14 protein-coding genes are annotated in these 15,278 nt (G+C 50.5%); 7 read left to right on the top strand and 7 right to left on the bottom strand.

Annotated features, from left to right (window positions below; translation table 11 throughout):
• Nucleotides 1–225 precede the first annotated feature (225 nt).
• A complete protein-coding gene (locus CLV60_RS16035) occupies nt 226–726 on the top strand; it encodes a hypothetical protein (protein WP_146151559.1) in 501 nt (166 codons plus the stop codon).
• A 67-nt stretch (nt 727–793) separates the two neighbouring features.
• Here the strand turns inward: CLV60_RS16035 and CLV60_RS16030 are convergent, their stop codons facing one another.
• Complete coding sequence (locus CLV60_RS16030; protein WP_106596384.1) at nt 794–2,380, bottom strand: DUF4394 domain-containing protein; 1,587 nt, start codon at nt 2,378–2,380, stop codon at nt 794–796.
• A 413-nt stretch (nt 2,381–2,793) separates the two neighbouring features.
• On the opposite strand from CLV60_RS16030, the gene CLV60_RS16025 reads away from it, so the two are divergent.
• Nucleotides 2,794–3,705 carry a hypothetical protein gene (locus tag CLV60_RS16025; RefSeq protein WP_229210995.1) on the top strand — a complete coding sequence of 304 codons (912 nt, stop codon included), beginning with the start codon at nt 2,794–2,796 and terminating at the stop codon, nt 3,703–3,705.
• On the opposite strand, the gene CLV60_RS16020 is transcribed toward CLV60_RS16025, so the two are convergent.
• From CLV60_RS16020 to CLV60_RS16010, 3 genes are all read right to left on the bottom strand, one after another.
• Nucleotides 3,680–4,090: a winged helix-turn-helix transcriptional regulator gene (locus CLV60_RS16020; protein ID WP_106596382.1), complete on the bottom strand. Its 411-nt coding sequence runs from the start codon at nt 4,088–4,090 to the stop codon at nt 3,680–3,682. The genes CLV60_RS16025 and CLV60_RS16020 overlap by 26 nt on opposite strands.
• Before the next feature lie 133 nt (nt 4,091–4,223).
• The gene (locus CLV60_RS16015) at nt 4,224–6,401 is read right to left on the bottom strand and encodes an outer membrane protein assembly factor BamB family protein (protein WP_106596381.1); all 2,178 of its coding nucleotides are present in this window, start codon (nt 6,399–6,401) and stop codon (nt 4,224–4,226) included.
• A 287-nt stretch (nt 6,402–6,688) separates the two neighbouring features.
• The gene (locus CLV60_RS16010; RefSeq protein WP_106596380.1) at nt 6,689–7,465 is read right to left on the bottom strand and encodes a DUF899 domain-containing protein; all 777 of its coding nucleotides are present in this window, start codon (nt 7,463–7,465) and stop codon (nt 6,689–6,691) included.
• A 219-nt stretch (nt 7,466–7,684) separates the two neighbouring features.
• On the opposite strand from CLV60_RS16010, the gene CLV60_RS34255 reads away from it, so the two are divergent.
• The gene (locus tag CLV60_RS34255; RefSeq protein WP_170118785.1) at nt 7,685–8,245 is read left to right on the top strand and encodes a hypothetical protein; all 561 of its coding nucleotides are present in this window, start codon (nt 7,685–7,687) and stop codon (nt 8,243–8,245) included.
• A gap of 66 nt (nt 8,246–8,311) precedes the next feature.
• Here the strand turns inward: CLV60_RS34255 and CLV60_RS16000 are convergent, their stop codons facing one another.
• Both CLV60_RS16000 and CLV60_RS34250 read right to left on the bottom strand, forming a co-directional pair.
• Complete coding sequence (locus CLV60_RS16000) at nt 8,312–8,878, bottom strand: hypothetical protein (protein WP_146151558.1); 567 nt, start codon at nt 8,876–8,878, stop codon at nt 8,312–8,314.
• A complete protein-coding gene (locus tag CLV60_RS34250; protein WP_170118784.1) occupies nt 8,844–9,020 on the bottom strand; it encodes a hypothetical protein in 177 nt (58 codons plus the stop codon). Before CLV60_RS34250 ends, CLV60_RS16000 begins: the two co-directional genes overlap by 35 nt.
• Before the next feature lie 161 nt (nt 9,021–9,181).
• Between CLV60_RS34250 and CLV60_RS15995 the strand changes: the two genes are divergently transcribed.
• Nucleotides 9,182–9,376, top strand: coding sequence for a hypothetical protein (locus tag CLV60_RS15995; protein ID WP_106596378.1), 195 nt, complete (start codon nt 9,182–9,184; stop codon nt 9,374–9,376).
• 29 nt (nt 9,377–9,405) lie between these two features.
• On the opposite strand, the gene CLV60_RS15990 is transcribed toward CLV60_RS15995, so the two are convergent.
• The gene (locus tag CLV60_RS15990) at nt 9,406–9,789 is read right to left on the bottom strand and encodes a hypothetical protein (RefSeq protein WP_106596377.1); all 384 of its coding nucleotides are present in this window, start codon (nt 9,787–9,789) and stop codon (nt 9,406–9,408) included.
• Between the two features lie 336 nt (nt 9,790–10,125).
• Here CLV60_RS15990 and CLV60_RS15985 point away from each other — a divergent pair, with 336 nt between their 5' ends.
• The 3 genes from CLV60_RS15985 (at nt 10,126) to CLV60_RS15975 (ending at nt 15,265) form a co-directional block, all read left to right on the top strand.
• Complete coding sequence (locus CLV60_RS15985; RefSeq protein ID WP_229210994.1) at nt 10,126–10,836, top strand: hypothetical protein; 711 nt, start codon at nt 10,126–10,128, stop codon at nt 10,834–10,836.
• 106 nt (nt 10,837–10,942) lie between these two features.
• Entirely contained in the window at nt 10,943–13,177 is a 2,235-nt protein-coding gene (locus tag CLV60_RS15980; RefSeq protein WP_106596376.1) for a M1 family aminopeptidase, read from the top strand.
• Between the two features lie 42 nt (nt 13,178–13,219).
• Complete coding sequence (locus tag CLV60_RS15975; protein WP_106596375.1) at nt 13,220–15,265, top strand: metallophosphoesterase; 2,046 nt, start codon at nt 13,220–13,222, stop codon at nt 15,263–15,265.
• Nucleotides 15,266–15,278: the final 13 nt, after the last annotated feature.

Here is a 15,278-nt window from a genome sequence, read left to right as displayed (position 1 = left end):
TACATAGGAGATACAGTCGCCTGAACCCAAACGGGCGACTGTTACTAGCTTTTTCAAACCATTATAGATTCGTTCCGACATTCAGGTCTTAAATGACCCGTTGCATGGATATAGCCTATTAAAATGATGAAACGACACAGTTATATTCTTATACTATTTCTTTCCGGCTTGCTATCCTGTGAAAAAGAGCCACCCATAAAGCCACATATGGTAAATCAGGTGTTTATGGGCGAAGTAAATGGTGTGCCCTTCAAAACGGGGATGGCGGTTTGGAATGGTGCGATCGTGCGGCAAGATCTTTGTGAGGGCGACGTGATAGGGCTGGCTTTGGTGAGAAAAATTCAAGAAGATGAATATCAGCTTTTGTATCTGAATTATTTTCATACCAAATCCGGTAGTTATTCGCTGACCGACAGCACGGTTAGCCATCGCAAAAACATGGTATGCGCTTTGGATTCAATCACTGCCAGCCTGAATGTTAGCTCTTATCCCGGGGACGATGTCCGGATGGATATTTACAGGCTTGTGGAAGGCCCGTCGAACAATTTCAAAGTCTTGTACTACGATTCCAAGAAGAATGAGATGCAGGGGCACCTAGCGGCAAGATTTGTGCGGATCAATAAGCGCCAACATGGTAGGGAGTCAGTAGACACCATTACCTACACTAACTGTAAGTTCATTCTCTCAAACATCTACGTCCAGGAAGCTTTTACGGAGCCGCGGTAGCGCATCTTAGAACAACAGCCGCCGCCCGTTAACGCCGGACGGCGGCTGCTTTCAAATTCCCGAAAACCTACAATCCAAATCCAACCGCCAGCCCCTTAACCGGCCCGCTGAATGGAAACTTATGCGTAGTGGCGCCGGATGAAAGGTCGATGGTGTAGAAGCTGGTGGTGCCTGCTACGGTGAAAAGACCGTACCCTTTGCCGGAAACATTACCGATGTCGAAGCCGATGCCCGGGGCCACGTCGATGCCGAGCGGCTTAGGATCGGTTTGAACGCCGTTGTTTGGTGGTGTCTGTATGTATAGCGTGTTGGATTGGCTGTCAATGTCGAAGAGTGTCGTGGCGGTTGTGCCCGGGTAGCTGTTGGTGTATGCTACCGCAGTAATGAACGGGGTAGGACCGGCCATACCGATTTTGAGCGGTTGATCCACGATTGTGACACCATCATTCACATTGATGCGCAGGTTCTGCCCATTGTCGCTCACCACACGCAGACGGTCGGCTACCGGATTGAAATCGACGCCGAAATAGGTTCCGCTGAGCATTACGGGGGTGTTGTCTGCCAGTTTCAGACTTGCCAGTTCAGTAATAGCTCCGCTGCCGAGGTCGATGCCGTAAATTTTGCTGTTGTCGCCCAATGCGTACAACCTGCCGTTGGCCGGCCGGATGTCGATGCCTTGTAATGTTACGCCAGGAATGGCCGGGATTGCCTTGGTGCCGTACTCCATGCCGTTTTCCGGGTTGAAGATTTTCAGCATGCCGCTGTCGGTCAATGCATAGGCCACCGGTAGCGGCGGAATGGCGATTCCTGTTATATTCACATTGGTCGGGAAATCCCCCAGCTTCTGGAGTTTTCCGGTAGCCAGATCTACGAAATCCAGTTCCCATTTATCGCCGAATTTTACGGAGGCAATAGGGTAAACGTCCGAAGGGCTTACGTCGGGAGAAATATCAAAACCGCCTATTTCCTGGATGTTCAATCCCAGCGGGCCAACCGGAACCAAACCACCGGGATTGGGCGGGTTTTGTATATACAGCATATCGGTATTCGGGTCAATGTCATAAAGCGTCGTCCCAGCGCCCCCGGGAGCGGCCGTAACGCCTGCGCGACTGTTAGTATAGGCTACCGCGCCGATCATCGGGTTAGCGTAACCATTCAATGGCGAATCACCCGGAACAATGGCGCCGGTTTCAGGGTGCAGACGTAGATTTTGGGCGGAAGTCGTCACCACGCGGATGCGGTCGACGGTCGGATTGAAGTCGAAACCCACGTGGCCGTTCAGCACGGCGGCAATGGGTGCACTACCGATGCGGGTGGCTTTCCCTTCCTGATCGCCGGATTTGGTATTTACCTGGTAAAGGTTGTTCATCGAACTGATCGCGTACAACTGTCCTGTTGCGGGTCGAAAGTCGATCCCTTTGAGCATATCGCCCTGTTCGAGGCCGGTTATGGCAAATGAGCGCAACGGTGCAGCGGTGTTTCGGATGTTGATCTCGTGTAGCTGGTTGTTATCCGACAATGCGTAGAAAATCCTGTCGGGAAGTGATGGGCCGGCGGGCGGTACGCGGTGATCGTCGCAGGAATACATCGAGAGCAAAAGGATGAAGGCAAGGGCAGTAACTACCGGCCTCGGGCAAAAGTCGAGTAATTTCATAGGAACGTGATTGAGTTATGTAGTTTGATACACCACTTACGTCCAGGACAGCCCTTTGGATTGACAGTTATTAAAAAACGGATGGCGTGATTCAGATCGCGAGTGGGCACGAAACGTTTTGGTAAAGGACATGCCATAAAAAAAACAGCATCAGCCGTAAACTCTTCCTGATGAGGAAAAATAATGCAGGCATTACATTTAATTAATAATCAATTACTTAGTTTGATGTTGCAGACTTTTGACGCGCTGGATGGTAAGATGTGGAGATAAACTTGAACTATCCAGTTAAAATGTGAACTGTGCGCCAGGATCAGTGGGCGCCTTCATTCATAAATGATATATTGCCGGCACTTGTCTCAACGTATCTTAATTTTCTACACATGCTAACATGCTCATTATCATCATTAAGGTCGGTGCTCACATGCGTTCTCATCGCCGGCTCCGTCAGCACTTCCCTCGGCCAGGGGGCGAATGTGCTGAGTACCTACGAGCTGGTTCAGGACGGTGTCAATAACAGCTATCCGCTGCCAGTTCCGAAAGGGCCTACTTCCATTCCTCAGACCATGTCTTTCTTTTACAATAAAAATGGAAGTACCGACGAGGGGATTTATTTCCAGAAGCTGAAATCGGAGTTGTCGGTCACGTTCAGTTTCGATGATCAGCTGTACATTAATGTGCCCCAGCACGTAACGGGCATGACTTTCGGTGCAGCATCGGGCGCTAGCAGCACGCATGTGCGTTCGGTACCGGTGATCAATACCAACTACTATTATGCCGATACGGCGCGGAAAATCTTCACAGCCCATCCGCAGGGGCCCATGGGGAAAGGGGTCAATCTCTTTATGAATGCGGGATTGCAAATATTTCTCTCAGCGAAGCCACTGCTCACTGCCAATGCGCCCAGGGCCGATACCAGCCGTTACTATTACGGGAAACTGCGGCTGCAATTCAGCAAGCCGGTGGACGATCCGGTGATTTCGTTCATCGGCCTCGGTGCAACCACTAATTTCAGTGATAAACGCCTCGGTTTCGCAACTGAGCTTGAATTGCAAACACCATCGCTGAGCCTGACGAAGCTGTCGGGCAGTGAAGAAATGCAGATCGACATGACGAAAACGAAAATACTGCATTCCAAAACACCGATCACCGGCAACTGCGATAGTGGCGCGGCTTGCGGTAGTGTGCTCGTTAAAGGCTCACAGATCAGCACACTGGTGTTCAATGTCTACCTGCGACCTGACGGCGGCCCCGGAGTGTGGGGGACGGAAAAAGTGAGTAATTCGGGCGATATGTGGCACATTACAGTATCTCTGCCAGAGCAGTAGCGTTTTTTTCTTCCGATTTCTCTGCGTGCATGATCCGTTGGCGGTGCATTTCTCCCCAGTTGATCAGCGACTCGATCACCGGAGACAGCGTGTCACTGTAAGGCGTCAGTTCATACTCAATCGAGACCGGGAAGTCGGTATACACTTTTCTCGTGACGAATCCGTTGATTTCCAGTTCTTTCAATTCGTTGGAGAGTACCCGCGCCGATATGCCGTTCATCGCACGCTGGATTTCATTGAATCGTTTATGCCCTTCGGAAAGCGCGATGATGATCCGTAATCTCCATTTGCCCCCGATGACATATAGTGCATCACCTGCCGCATTGAGTTTATTGTAGCATTGCGCCGGGCTGGGCCTTTCTCCGTTGTGATGAGTGAATGCCATATTGATTTTTTGCTAACCAAAAGGTTATTACTAACCTTTTGTATATTACTATCATTTGTATAGTAAAGGTAGATAGTTTTGGCAAAAAATCAAAACAGACATGAAAGCGGAGAGTCTTGCCCACATGATCGTGTCACGGTAACCTGAAAGCCATCACCGACCCTGATGGATTTCCCTTCGTGCCGCCGACGGACAGTGCCACGTACTGCTTGCCGCCGCTCATGTATGTGCAGGCGGTTGCGTTGGCGACGCCCGGGAGGGTGGTTTGCCAGACGAGCTTGCCGGTTTTCTTGTCGAATGCGCGCAGTTTGCGGTCCTGGGTGCCGCTGATGAAGATCAGGCCACCGGCGGTGACGATAGGTCCGGCAGAGCCTTCCTGGCCGGTTTCGGGTCCTCCGTTTTCCTGGCGCTTTTCGTCATTACCGAGCGGAATCTGCCATTCGTAGTCGCCCGTGCTGAGGTTGATCGCATTGAGTGTCCCCCAGGGTGGGCGCAATGCCGGATTCCCTTGCGGGTCTCGGAAATGGCCATAGGCAGTTAGATTCAGGTATTTATCGGCTCCCTTTAGGGTTTGGCCGGTTTCTTGCTTGGTTACTTTGGCTGAGTTTTGCGGGCGGTCGAACAGGAATGCGATCATGCCTTTTTCCTTTCCTTTGATCGCTGAGGCAAATGCAGGCATCTTGCCGCCTCCTTTTTTGATTTTGTCGAGTGCAGCTTCGCGCGTCATACGGTTACGCAGACCGATGAGCGAGGGGTAATTCGGTTCATCGCCATTTTTGTCCTTGCCGTGGCAAGCCACACAATAGGTCATATATAATGTCTTGCCCTGATCGTAAACCGTCTGGTCTTTGGCCTCCTGTTCCAGGTCCACTTTTTTCATCGACTGGATCTCAGGGGAGTCATTGGATTTGATAAAAAGCACGGTGGAAGCCGGGTCGTATGCGGCACCGCCCCATTCCGCACCGCCGCGGGAGCCAGGGAGCATCAACGTGCCTTTGAGATCGGGCGGGGTGAACAAACCTTCGTAACGCATTGAACGGAATTTCTTGGCGATCGAATCGTGGCCTGCATCGGTGTAATGCGTCAGGTCCGCTTCGGTCATCCATTGCCGGGCAAATGGCTTCGGTTTTAATGGAAAGGGCTGGGTAGGGGATGCGACTTCTCCCGGTATGCGGGAGGCCGGCACTTTCCGTTCCTCGATCGGGAACAGCGGCTCGCCGGTTTCGCGGTTAAAAACGAATACAAACCCATGCTTGGTGACCTGAGCGACGGCGTCGATCTGTTTTCCGTCGCGGTTGACGGTTACCAGATTAGGCGGTGCGGGCAGGTCGTAGTCCCACAAATCGTGGTGGACGAGCTGGTAATGCCAGATGTACTTGCCCGTTGCGGCATCGAGGGCCACCACACTATTGCCGTAAAGATTATTGCCTTTTCGGTCGGCCCCGTAAAAGTCGTAGGATGGTGAACCCAATGCGAGAAACACAATGCCGCGGCGGGTGTCGAGGCTCATTCCGGCCCAATCGTTGACGCCCCCTGCATATTTGTAGGCGTCTTTGGGCCAGGTTTCGTAACCGGGCTCGCCGGGTAGCGGGATAGTGTGGAAGGTCCATTCCAGTTTCCCGGTTTTGCAATTATAAGCGCGGATATAACCGGGCTGAGCGCCGTACAGTTCGGAAACTTCGGCGCCCATAATCAGCAAATCTTTGTAAACGATACCGGGCGAAGTCGGTATGACCGAAATAGTCGCCGGATCATCACGAAGGCCGATATTCATGCTCACACGGCCATTCTCCCCAAACTCCGGAATGGGTTTGCCCGTACGTGCGTCGAGCGCGAAAAGATTATCGCCTCCGGTGAAGAGGATACGTTTATCCGGCGTGCCGGATTGCCCCGTATCTTCCCAATAGGTAACCCCGCGGCTTACTCCGCCGCCCTCCGCTCCATCGAACGGGTCGAACGCCCATAGCTCCTCGCCGGTTTGAGCGTTAATGGCATAGGCCCAGTGTTTCGCGGATGTGGTGTACATCACGCCGTCGACGATAATCGGGTTGCATTCGCTGCTGCCGGCACGGCTGCCGTCCTTCATATCCTTGTAGGGATGCGTCCAGGCGAGTTGCAGGCGGCCTACATTAGTGGTGTTGATCTGATCCAGAGCGGAGTAGCTGGTACTCGCGGCGTCGGCTTTGTAAATGCCCCAGGAGCGGTCGGTTTGTTCCCGGTTCTGATAGGCTACCAGTCCGGCAAATGCAGCGATAGCAGGAAGAATGATCAGGCTCTTCCTGTGTTTTTGGAGTTGATTAATTCCAAACATAAAAGGGTGAAGCAATGCTTCTTCGTAAGGTTTAGGATGTATGAGATATCACTGATTCTCATGCTGTAAAGGCATTTTGCATTGCGTTTTACTATTGTGATGGAGGAAAGGGAGAAAGGAGGAAAGGAGGAAGGGGAGGAAGGGGAGAAAGGAGGAAGGGGAGGAAGGGGAGAAAGGAGGAAAGGGAGGAAGGGGAGGCAAAAGGAAGTTAGAGCGCTCCTGTTAGTTTCAGGAGCGCTTCGAGTATTCTGACCATTACGTAGCGTAACAGGAGGGGTAAACTGCTGTTAATGGCAGCAGCTGCCCTGATCGCCTTTGAAATCTTCATATTTGTCGTGGTGGCGCATCCAGTCCATAGTACCGTCTTCATTTCTCCCCTTGGGGGTGAGATCGAGGTAGTTATGTGCGCCGATGAGGATATCGCCGCCTCGGGAATAGCTGGAATAGGTGTGGAAAATGTTGCCTGCCCGGTCTTTGTAAAACACGCTGGTTCCCGGTGATTCGGTGCCTTCGTCGTGCTTGGCATATTCGAAATTATAGTAAATCGTGCCGTTTTTGAGCTGCTCGCTGGTGAACGATACATGGTAGTCGTAATTAAAATCGCTGCCATAGGATGATATCCAGTTGAATTTCCATCCCATCCGCTTTTTGAAAGCAAGGAGCTTTTCGAGAGGGGCGCGGGAGACGACTACCACCGAGACGTCGTGGTGCTGCAAATGGAGGTTGGCACCGTCGATATGGTCGGAAAGAAAAGAACAGCCCGGGCAACCTTCTTCCCATTCCGGGGCGAACATGAAATGGTATACGATCAGCTGGCTCTTGCCGTAAAAAAGGTCGGATAACCAGAGTTTTCCCTCGGTGCTGTCGAAAATATAGGATTTGTCGACCTTCACCCAGGGCAGCTCCCGTCGCTGACGGGCAAGTTCATCGTTGAGGCGGGTAAGTTCCTTTTCCTTTTTGAGCAGATCCTTCCTCGCTTTCGTCCATTCTTCCTGGGATACGATCCGGTGGGTGGCGAGGCTTTCCTCCAAACGGCTGGCCATGGTGTCCAATTGCTTTTCCATTCGTTTCTGGATTTAGTTTTATACAAAACTCACGAATAAATCGTGGAAAGAAAGAGTGTAAAAGCGTCTATTTTCGGGGGTGTTTGAGACAAACTGAGCGCCCCCGAAATGCGTAAGGGCGGCTGCAAACTGGATGCCTGCCAGGATGCTTCTGGTACGATTCTTTTCCGAATACGACCACGTAACGAAAAAAGATTCATCAACTAAATATAGATCGTCATGCAAGCTTTAAAGTTGAATATCATCGCATTGGCTATTATCGGAGGAGCGGCCTTCGGCAGTACCACGGCTTTTGCACAAACCACCACGCCGGCAACGACGCCGGGCGCCGCTGCGCCTTCGAGTACCCAACCGGCTACGGTTCCGAGTACCACGCAGCCTTCGACTTATCCGGGAAATACGACGCAGCCTAAAACCGTCCCAGGTGCCATTGTACAACCATCCGACCTGCCGGGTGCTGCAAGGCCGGGAAGCACGGCAACACAACCGTCACCCACAACGCAGCCTTCGACCGTACCGTCGAGCACTGTACCCAGCAGCGTGACTACGCCGAGTACGACGCAGCCATCGACGGTTCCCGTAACCCCGACCGACCCGAACGCCGTACCGCGTACCAACACTCCGGGTAACTTGCAGCAAGGCTCAAACCCGAACAATAGCAACGTGCCGAGAAGCACCATCCCCGGTACAACCACCGATCCTACGCCGGTACCTCAAAGCACAACCATACCGTCGTCGACCGTGCCCGGCAGTTCCACAACGCCCGGCAAAATTCCGTAAGGGTGTGCAAGCAGCACGAAGAGATCACTTCACTGGAAGCAGAGCCGGGCATTTGGGTGTCCGGCTTTACTCTTTGCATTGGTAGTCAGTGGATGGCGGATAACCTTTTGATATGAGCTCGTCGCGTATATCTATGAACGCGTGTTTAATGGATATTAAGTCTGGCGAGCTCGACGGTACGAACAGGCAGATGTGCACATTAGAATAATCGTCGTCGGAAGGGATTGTCAGGGATAACCGGGTGATACGAAGATTCGAGATCGCGCAAAATTCTTTGAACCATTTACCAAATACTACCTTGCGATGACGAGGCCTGCGATCCCGGGTATCGAACATGATAAAAATGCTCCGTTCGGGATGCAGTAAAGTTGATTTATAAAGTATATCAAAGATGGTATCGCGGATGCGAATGTCGTATTGGGGCCTGAAAAATGGAGTCGGTTGCACCACACGAAAGCCAAATGTTACCACATTGCGGGCAATAGCCGGGTAATTCTCGAAATAACCGGACGCATCCAAGAAGTAGCAGCTGTATTCGACACTGGTTGTTGTAGAAAACCGATAGGAAACCTCGCCGCCGGATTGCGTTTCCCAATAGCTATAAGGCTTTAATAAATTTAATCCCTCGTGCATGTAGTTGTTCTCCGGATATTTCGCCGTCTAAGAACCGGTTAACAGCATCTTTATCATCCATCATTTTTTGGATAATATGCTGAAAATGGCGCTTTTTTTCTAACACGGCGGGACCCGGCGTGGTGACAGCTTGTTTCTTCATAATACTTTGATTAAAAAGGCCGGACTTTCGGCTAACGATGGAGAAACGTTCCGGAAACACTTATCTGCAATGGGTTTCCAAGTCAAATATAAAGAAAAAATCTGCTGTCAAATAATCTGGCACAGTTTTAAAGCCACTTCCCAACCAAAAAACAACGAACCATGCCTAGCATAACAAATCTTGACGAGACAGGTCGGCTGGAACCGGGAGTGATTCTGGCGGTGTCGGGAGCGGAGTCGGAGAACGACGCCGTTCTGGCGATTGAAAATTACCTGCGGGTGAACCGGAAGGAACACCTCGAACTGGCTGTGCCGGAGAAATGCGGGAACGGCAACTATGAAGTGAGACTGGAATAGCGACTACAAAGAGGAAGAATCAGGTGGTTCTAAGGTTTGGAATTATCCCTAAGTGTTGATTCGATCTGTTCTTTTTCGAGGTCCATTGCCCCGAACTCTATCGAGGGGTTGAACCAGTTTTCGCCGGAGACGTCGGCAATAGCCACGACCCGGCCGTGTTGGACTTCAACCAGTACTTTCGAGCTTTTCAGCTTATCCCAGTTGTCGACCCGGCACACTTGCATACACCGGAACAGGAATCTACCCAAATACGGGGCATCTGAGGATTCGCCGCCATTCATGCCTGATAAAAAGACATCGTGCCCACCAAATGTATAATTCACTCCTTTCAGGTTCAATTCCAGCTGGGCCGTAACATATAATCGTCGGTGGGTAAATATATGTACCGCCTTGATTGTTCCGATTTCCATCATGCGTTCCTTTGATGTAGGCCAAAACGGGCACCAAAACCGTGCCGATGTCGCCTTTTTATCAGTTAAATAACGTTGGTTGCCATTATTGGGCCGTTTGAACGGCAATATATACGTTTCGAAATGTATATGTAGTACTAATATTACTAAAAATTTAGAATATTGCTGGGTTTTCAACAATATGTTGTAGAAAAATTCTTCAAAATGTCTTTTGTAAGTCTGGAAAAGTCACTGCGGTAAACTTATTGCAAAAAATAGGGCACTTTTAAGGGTATGGAAATGAGTGGATAACATCTTTTATACGGAAGTTGTATCACAAATGGCTAACCTGAAACCGCTATGAAAACCGTACTGCTTGCTTCTCTGTTAATTCAAACGCTATCCGTGAACGCGCCGTTAAACGTCGGCCCTCGGAATGCCGCTCCGGTGAGTGAAAATGCGCAGGAGAAAAGGTCTGCCGCTTACTTGTTTCCCGCATTCGTAAAAGGGGTGGTTTATTTCAGGAACGGTACAAAACAAGATGCGCTTCTGAACTATCATTGTCGGGATGGGCAGATGCAGTTTTTGAACCCGCAGTCGGATACGCTGCTGTTTACGGGTAAATATCTGATTAACTATGTCGAAATAGGAGAGCGTCGGTTTGTTCTTACCGAGACGCATTCGGATATGGAAGTGATAGGAGCAGCGGGACGGACACAGTTGGCTGCACGGACGCAGCCGGAAGTAGTAGGAAATAGCCTCAGCTATTCCGGTCAGCATTTTTCTGCTTCGGAAGGGAGCGCTGCGCACGTGCAAATGATATCCAACAATGGTGGGCACGTGCAATGGGAAAACAATGCGTCCGGCCACCGGTGGAGAGTGAAGACCACCTACTTCCTGATCGATCAGAACCGTGTTGTACATCCGGCTTCGAGGCGTGCGTTCCTGCATGTGTACGGGCGTAACAGGCGCCAGCTCACGCGTTACCTGCGCGAGAACCGGATTGATTTCGCCCGTGCGGAGGATTTGCAGCGGCTAATCGGATTTTGTAACAGCCTGACCGCCCTTTGACGGAAAGCCGCCATTTGAACATTTGGCGTGAAAATAGGAGAGAATTGTTTTCAATTTGGTTAAGTTAGTGTACTGGTTGTGATGTAATTACACCTAACTGAGCGCTATGAAAACACCTTTCCTGCTATTCTTTTTGCTATTCACGGTGCGGGCAATGGGCCAGGAATCTCCTGCGGATTTTTCTACTTCCGATATTGCCGTGTTCGAAAGCCGAAGCGCCGGGCTGCGGCTGAATGCACCCGGACTGCGCGTCATGGCCTCCAATAATTTCGATGTGAAGTACTACCGCTGCGAATGGGAGGTGGACCCGGCGCTGAACAATATCAAGGGCGTTGTGACGCCGTATTTTGTTATGACCACGGCTGGGAACAGTATCACGCTCGACTTGTCGAGCGCGTTGACGGTGTCTTCGGTGCAGCAACACGGAAGTAACATCGCCTTCACACATGCCGCAGATGCGCTGACGATCACGCTGCAAAGTCCACTGGGTATTGGCACAAAGGATTCGGTTACGATCAGCTATGAAGGCACCCCGCCGCCAACGAATGCCGCTTTCGTAGTAGCAACACACGGACCGTCGGCAACACCCGTGATGTGGACGCTGAGCGAGCCTTATGGCAGCCGTGACTGGTGGCCGTGTAAAAACGGCCTCGACGACAAGGCGGATTCCGTGGATATTTACATTACACATCCTGCTGCCTACAAGGCTGCTTCGAACGGCTTGCTGAAAAGCGAAACGGCGGTGGCAGGCTCCAAAACCCGGACGTATTGGAAACACCGTTACGCGATCGCGAGTTACCTGGTGGCTATTGCTGTTACAAACTACAATGTGCTGGACAATAGCGTGCTGATTGGCAGTACGAATGTCCCTTTCAAAACTTATTGCTATCCCGAAAGCCAGGTTACTTTTCAAAACGGAGTGCAGAACGCGCTCAATGCAATGGTGCAGTTCAGCAGCCTGTTTGGCGATTACCCGTTTAAGAATGAAAAGTATGGACATGTGCAATTTGGCTGGGGCGGTGGAATGGAGCATCAGACGTGCTCGTTCATGGTCAATATGAGCGAGACGCTCATCGCGCACGAGCTGGGACATCAATGGTTCGGGGATAAGGTTACCTGCGGAAGCTGGCAGGATATCTGGCTGAATGAAGGCTTCGCGACGCACCTCGCCAGCATTTATGCAGAAGCAAAATACCCGGCCAACACGAAAACGACGCGTACCAACGAAATCAACACAATTACTTCTCAGCCCGGCGGTTCTGTGTGGGTGGATAATGTGAACGATGTGAACCGGATTTTCAGCAACCGCCTGAGTTACCTCAAAGGCTCGCATTTGCTGTATATGCTGCGTTGGATACTGAGCGACGCCACGTTTTTTACGGCAGTTCATAACTACATCAATGACCCCGCGCTGGCTTATGGTTATGTAACGACGGCCAATCTGAAAGGTCATCTGGAAGCGGCCAGTGGGAAGGATCTGACCTATTTTTTCGATCAATGGTTTACTGGCCAGGGGTATCCTTCCTACCAGGTCGAATGGTACCCGGTGGGTAGTTCGGTGCAGGTGAAGCTGAATCAGACTCAGTCACACGCGTCGGTGAGTTTCTTCCAGCTGCCGGTTCCGTTGCTTTTCCGCAATGCGAATACCAATCAGGAGAAGCTGGTGGTGTTCAATAACACTTCCAATGGCCAGTTTTTTACTGATAACCTCGGTTTCGAAGCCACCGAAGTGATTTTCGATCCCGACGTGTGGCTGATCACGCGAAATAATACGCTCACCAAAAGCCTGGGCCCACTGCCCGTCGTATTTAGCAACTTCAGCGCAGCGTGCCGGGGAAACGATGCAAGGCTCAGCTGGCAGACAACCGAGGAGGTGAATGCGGATTATTTTGAAATACTGGCGAGCAACGACGCCCAGCATTGGGAAGCGATCGGCAAGGTGCCGGCAGTGGGAAATTCAAAGCAAGCGAATTCGTACATCTTTGATGTGGAACAAGTACTAAACCAGGGTTATTACCGCATTAAAGAATACGATGCGGATGGTAGCACGCAGGAAACACGGGTTGTAGTGGCTAATTGCGGGAATGAAAGGGCCTGGAAAATTTATCCGAATCCGGTTGCTGATTTTTTTACACTTGAAGGTTCGGAAAATGGCGTGTTTTCTAACAATGCTTCAATCCAAACGCTATCGATATACAACGTGAAAGGAGACCGATTTTTGCTTGAACCTAAAAGCGAAAACGGTAAGACACGCACATTTGATGTTCGCCAGTTGCCGCCTGGGTTGTATTACCTCACAGCCGGTAAAGGGCAAATCATTTTGAAGTTATTAAAGAAGTAGATTGCCGGATCTGAATTGACGCACACTATTAACAAATGAAAAATGCAAGTATTACTACTGTCTGCATTCCTTGCGGCGCATTTTATCCCAGGACTTTTAAGAGGCCCCTATCTTCAATCCGCCACATCTACCAGCATTGTAATCCGCTGGCGTACGGATGTGCCTACGGACAGTCGCGTAGCATTCGGCCTTGCGGCCGGTTCACTTATAGTGCATGTCGATAGCATGACGTTGGTTACGGAACATGAAGTGAAATTAACCGGACTTCAACCGTCGACGCGATATTACTATTCGATAGGCACCTCCCAGCAAGTATTGCAGGGCGATTCCGATAATTATTTTGAAACTGCGCCGCCGCCGGGCCAGCCGGGAAAATACCGGATAGGGGTGTTTGGTGACTGCGGCAACAATTCCATAAACCAAATTAACGTGCGCGACAACCTGGCCGGTTTGCTGGGAAATGCGTATATGAATGCCTGGTTGCTACTTGGCGACAATGCGTATCAGACAGGTAGCGACGCTGAGTATCAAAGTGGTTTTTTTAATGTTTACAAACAGAAATTTTTAAAGCAATCGCCGCTCTATCCGTGTCCGGGAAATCATGACTATGCCAATAACGTCCAGCGCCAGGTTGATCACGCGGTGCCCTACTACGGGATTTTTACCGTCCCGGAGGCCGGTGAAGCGGGAGGGACTGCATCTGGAACGGAGGCTTTTTATTCATTCGACTACGGTAATATCCATTTTCTCTCCCTCGACTCTTATGGCAAAGAGGAAGGCACGACCCGGTTGTACGACACGCTGGGTACCCAGGTTCAGTGGATCAAGTCGGATTTGGCAGCTAATACGAATAAAGAATGGATAGTGGTTTACTGGCACCATCCACCATTCACGAAAGGCTCCCATAACTCAGACACAGAAGCAGAGTTGGTGAAAATCCGTGAGAATTTTATCCGGATTCTGGAAAGAAACGGTGTTGACCTGGTACTATGCGGTCACAGCCACGATTACGAGCGTTCGAAGTTGATGAAGGGGCATTATGGGATGGAAAGTTCGTTTGATGCAGCGGTTCACAATGTCAGTCAATCGTCAGGGAGGTACGACGGTTCCCCTGACTCATGTCCCTATGTGAAAAAATCACCTGAAAATGAGGGAACCGTGTATGTCGTCACTGGTTCGGCAGGTCAGTTGGGCGCTACGCAGGCGGGTTATCCGCATGACGCGTTGCCGATGGCAGATAATCAACACGGCGGAGCATTGCTGCTGGAAGTGGAAGGCAAGCGGCTGGATGCGAAATGGATTGCGTCCGACGGGCTCGTTCGTGACCAGTTTACGATTGTGAAAGATGCTAATGTCAAAACGTCGATCGGGATCGAAAAAGGTCAAAGCATCAATTTGTCCGCTTCCTATGTAGGTGATTACTTGTGGAGTAATGGCGAAACAACCCGTGAAATTACTGTAAGCCCGGCGGCTACAACCGATTACTACGTTCACGATGCGTACGCCTGCCTTGCCGATAGCATCACAGTGGAAGTTACCAACCCACTGCCTGTGCGATTGATCAGTTTCTCCGGCTCATTCGAGCATGGCATTGTAGCTTTGCATTGGCAAACGAGCGAGGAAATCAATGCTGGCCATTTTGTCATCGAGCGCTCGCTGGACGGGCGGCATTTCGAACCCATTGGCGAGGTTGCCGCGGCAGGCGACTCGCGTGAAACGAGGAACTACTCGTACCGCGATGCCGGAATCTCGGGAAAAGCATATTACCGGCTCGTAGAAGTAGATTTGGATGGCCGTCAGGAGACTTCAAAAATCATTTCGATATCAACAATCAATGCAAATGACGATCGGCTTCGTGTGCAACCTAATCCATCAAAAGGAAAGGAAATAGTTATTCAAATCGCTGAGTTGCTAGGTAATTGTGATTTGACTTTATCAGATATTGGTGGGCATTTGCTGGAAAGACGGAATGTGTTTTCAGGCAAAGATCCTCTTGATATTTCTTTCGGGATGAGAAACGCGGGGATATACATTATTACTCTGGTTATTAACGGTGAAAGTATTACGCGTAAAGTAATTGTTGAATAAATTCGAATATTCA

Source organism: Dyadobacter jiangsuensis (assembly GCF_003014695.1).
Classification (GTDB): domain Bacteria; phylum Bacteroidota; class Bacteroidia; order Cytophagales; family Spirosomataceae; genus Dyadobacter; species Dyadobacter jiangsuensis.
This window is presented reverse-complemented; position numbering and strand designations above follow the sequence as displayed.